The sequence below is a fragment of the Variovorax sp. P1_H12_2 genome (assembly GCF_056405335.1).
Genome location: NZ_JBFUCI010000525.1, coordinates 1 through 3,831 on the forward strand (window position 1 = coordinate 1; position 3,831 = coordinate 3,831).

Here is a 3,831-nt window from a genome sequence, read left to right on the forward strand (position 1 = left end):
CGCTACACCTTCCGCCGCCTGTTCCTCGCCGGCGTCACCGCGCTGCTGGCGGACGCGATCGGCTTCGGCGTGCTGATGCTGATCCCGATCCCGGTGATCCGCGAACTGGCGCTGACCGCCAGCATCGGCGTCGCGGTGCTGATCTTCACCAACCTGCTGCTGCTGCCGGTGCTGCTGTCGTATGTCGGCGTGAGCCCGGCCGCGGCCGCCCGCAGTCTCGAGCTGGAACAGGAACAGGCCGCCGGCCGCGGGGGGCGCGTCTGGCGCCTCCTGGGCCACTTCGCGGAAAAGCGCAGCTGGGCGCTCGCCGCCATCCTCGGCTCGCTGGCGCTGACSGTCGGCGGCTATGCGATCAGCACGCGGCTTCAGGTCGGCGACCTCGACCCCGGCGCGCCGGAGCTGCGGCCGGACTCGCGCTACAACCGCGACAACGCGTTCATCACGAAGAACTACTCGCTGTCCAGCGACCTGTTCGCGGTCATCATCAAGACGCCGAAGGAAGGCTGCCTCAAGTACGACACGCTGGTGCACGTCGAYCGYCTGGCYTGGGAGCTGCAGCAGCTGCCGCAGGTGCGCACCACCATCGCGCTGACCGACGTGGTGCGGCAGATCACCGCCGGCTCCTTCGAAGGCAACCCGAAGTGGCAGACCATCTCGCGCAACCAGGACATCCTGAACTACGGCGCGCAGCAGGCCACGGTCAACAACCCGGAGATGTTCAACACCGAATGCTCGGTGATGCCGCTGGTGGCCTACCTCACCGACCACAAGGCMGAGACRCTGCAGCAGGTRYTGCGCGTGGTGGAGAAGTTCGTCGCCGAGCATCCGACCGACCCCGCCGTGGTGCAGGTGCTGCCGGCCGCCGGCTCGGCCGGCATCGAGGCGGCRACCAACATCGTGGTGCACGAGGCCAACCGCACGATGCTGCTGTACGTGTATGCCGCGGTCATCGCGCTGTGCTTCCTGACCTTCCGCTCGTGGCGCGCGGTGGTGGTGGCGGTGATCCCGCTGGTCATCACCTCGATCCTGTGCGAGGCGCTGATGGTGCTGCTGGGCATCRGCGTGAAGGTCGCGACCCTGCCGGTGATCGCGCTCGGCGTGGGCATCGGCGTCGACTACGCGCTGTACCTGCTGAGCGTGCAGCTGGCCGGRCAGCGCCGCGGCCTGAGCCTGGCACRGGCCTACAGCGATGCGCTGCTCTTCACCGGCCGCGTGGTCGCGCTCGTCGGCGTGACGCTGGCCGCCGGTGTGATCACCTGGGCCTTCTCGCCGATCAAGTTCCAGGCCGACATGGGCATCCTGCTGACKTTCATGTTCCTGTGGAACATGGTCGGCGCKCTCGTGCTGATCCCGGCGCTGTCCCACTTCCTGCTGAGCGACCGGCACTTCAGGAAAGAARAACAGACCGATCCCGACGCCACGCTGGTGCCGGCCTGATCTCATTCAAAGGAAAAGACAAATGAACGGACTCATGATGCAGCAGTCGCTGCTGATTTCCTCCTTGCTCACGCATGCAGAGCGGCACCACGGCGAGCAGGAGATCGTTTCCCGACGTGTCGAGGGCGGCATCCACCGCTACACCTTCCGCGACATGGCTGCGCGCTCGCGCCGCGTGGCCAATGCGCTGGCCTCGCTGGATGTGACGCGCTCGGATCGGGTGGCCACACTGGCCTGGAACGGGCATCGCCACATGGAGCTCTACTACGCGGTCTCGGGATCGGGCGCCGTGCTGCACACGCTCAATCCGCGCCTGCACGCCGACCAGCTGGTGTGGATCGCCGACCATGCCGAGGACCAGGTGCTGTTCTTCGACCTCACCTTCCTGCCGCTGGTGGAGGCGATCGCGCCGCGCGTGAAGACCATCCGCCACTTCGTCGCGATGACGGATCGTCAGCACATGCCCAAGGACAGCCGCATCGAGGGCCTCTTGTGCTACGAGGACCTGATCGACGAGGGCAGCGACCGGTTCGCGTGGCCGGAGTTCGACGAGAACACCGCTTCGTCGCTCTGCTACACCTCCGGCACCACGGGCAATCCGAAAGGCGTGCTCTACAGCCATCGCTCGACGATGCTGCACACCTTCGCGGCGGCGCTGCCCGACATGTTGAACTGCTCGGCCCGCGACACGATCTTGCCGGTGGTCCCGATGTTCCACGTCAACGCGTGGGGCCTGCCGTACGTCGCCTGCATGGTCGGTGCCAAGCTGGTGTTTCCAGGACCCGGACTGGACGGCAAGTCGCTGCACGACCTGTTCGAAAGCGAAAGCGTCACGCTCTCGGCCGGTGTGCCGAYCGTGTGGCAGGGCCTGCTGGCGCACGTCGAGGCCAACAAGCTCGGCTTCCGCACCATGCGTCGCACCATCATTGGCGGATCGGCCTGCCCGCCATCGATGATGCGCGCCTTCCAGGAACGCTACGGTGTCGCGGTGCTGCATGCCTGGGGCATGACGGAGTTGAGCCCGATGGGCACGGTGTGCACGTTCAAGCCTGCACATCAGTCCTTGCCGGAAGAGGCGCGCTACGCGGTGCAGGCCAGGCAGGGCCGCGCCGTATTCGGCGTCGACATGAAGATTGTCGGCGAGGACGGCGCCGAGCTGCCCTGGGATGGACAGGCCAGCGGCGATCTGCTTGTGCGTGGCCCTTGGGTGGTCTCGCAATACTTCCGCGGCGAGGGCGACTCGCCGCTGGTGAAGGCCGAGGGCAAGGGCTGGTTTCCCACCGGCGACGTAGCCAACATCGACGAGTTGGGCATCATGCAGATCACCGACCGCAGCAAGGACGTGATCAAGTCCGGCGGCGAATGGATCGGTTCCATCGATCTGGAGAACATTGCCATGGCCCACCCGCAGGTGGCCATGGCCGCCTGCATTGCGGTGCCCCACGCCAAGTGGGACGAGCGCCCGCTGCTGGTGGTGGTGAGGAAGCCGGACCAGCCCTTGTCGCGCGACGAGTTGCTGGGCTTTTACGAAGGCAAGATCGCCAAGTGGTGGACGCCTGACGACGTGGTCTTTGTCGACGCCATCCCGCTGGGTGCCACCGGCAAGATGCTGAAGAACCGGCTGCGAGAGTTGTACCGGGACCATCCGTTGCCGGCGCCTTCAGCCCGCCGCGATGTGTCATGACCAGGAACGTTCCGCGGTGTTTTGCCAACTGGCCTGGCCGCGGACATCCGTGGGTCTTGCCGCCCCACAGCAGACCTTGCCTGTCCTGGATGGATGCCTATACTGAATCCTTTCTGCCGCGATGCGGGGCGCTCTGCACCGCACCGGGTCGCAGATGACAAGGGGTCTCCGGCCTCGGAAGCCGGGGATTGAAGACATGACCATCCCGAACAATCCCGTCACAGCGATCGACATCCTGCTCGAGCCAGACGCCAGGATGCTCGAGCACGCTGAAGCCAACAACGCTCGCCTGCTTCAGGTTTTCCCCAAGGGGTTTGCTCTGGACGCGACCCACCGCCCGCACGTCACGCTGGTGCAGCGGTTCGTCCGCACCGCGGACCTGGACGAGGTGTATGCCGCGGTCGAAAAGGTCGTCGCTGGAACCCGACTGGGCGACATGGAGCTGGAGGCCATCAAGTACTACTACATCCCGAGCCAGGAGATCGGGCTGGCCGGCATCGTCGCGAAGTCCACGCCTCAGCTCCTCCAGCTGCAGGAGGCGCTGATCGAGGCGGTGACGCCGTTTACGACCGAGACCGGCGACTCGGCCGCGTTCGTCACGACACCCGATGACCCTGTCATCGACCCGATGCTCATTCAGTACGTTTCCGTGTTCGTGCTTAAGGCTTCCGGTGAACATTTCAATCCGCACGTCACCACCGGCGTTGCCT

At 65.8% G+C, this 3,831-nt stretch carries 3 protein-coding genes; all 3 read left to right on the forward strand.

What is annotated here, in order from left to right; genetic code table 11:
- On the forward strand, positions 1–1,437 hold a 1,437-nt coding region (locus AC1D2K_RS31575), incomplete at its 5' end, for an efflux RND transporter permease subunit (RefSeq protein WP_478093986.1).
- A 22-nt stretch (positions 1,438–1,459) separates the two neighbouring features.
- Positions 1,460–3,121 (forward strand): 3-(methylthio)propionyl-CoA ligase, encoded by a 1,662-nt coding sequence (locus tag AC1D2K_RS31580; RefSeq protein ID WP_478093988.1) that lies wholly within the window; start codon positions 1,460–1,462, stop codon positions 3,119–3,121.
- A 196-nt stretch (positions 3,122–3,317) separates the two neighbouring features.
- A partial coding sequence (locus AC1D2K_RS31585) for a hypothetical protein (RefSeq protein WP_478093990.1) occupies positions 3,318–3,831 on the forward strand: 514 nt, incomplete at its 3' end.